Raw genomic sequence first — 369 nt, forward strand, 5'->3', positions numbered from 1 at the left:
TCTAGGTGGCGGAATGCCAATGGGCGGTGTCTACTCAGGACCAGGCGTTACCGATGACGGTAACGGCCAGACCTATAGCTTTGACCCAGCAGCGGGAGGGACAGGCATACATACGATTACCTATACTCTTATAGATGCAAACTCTTGTGCAGGCATTGCCTCGGACGATATTGAAGTCTTCGATTTACCAACGGTAACTTTCGAAGCACCAACGGACCTTTGTTTGGATGCAGGCGTACAGTCAGGTCTAGGTGGCGGAATGCCAGTGGGCGGAGTCTACTCAGGACCAGGCGTTACCGATGACGGTAACGGCCAGACCTATAGCTTTGACCCAGCAGCGGCAGGGACAGGCATACATACGATTACCTA

Annotated in this window: 1 protein-coding gene; it reads left to right on the plus strand. The window is 53.1% G+C overall.

Annotation, left to right across the window (positions count from 1 at the left end):
• Window positions 1-369 (plus strand): hypothetical protein (locus tag J4050_RS15240; protein ID WP_208155473.1); only part of this gene is annotated, 369 nt, incomplete at both ends.

It is taken from the genome of Winogradskyella pelagia (assembly GCF_017581965.1).
GTDB lineage: Bacteria > Bacteroidota > Bacteroidia > Flavobacteriales > Flavobacteriaceae > Winogradskyella > Winogradskyella pelagia.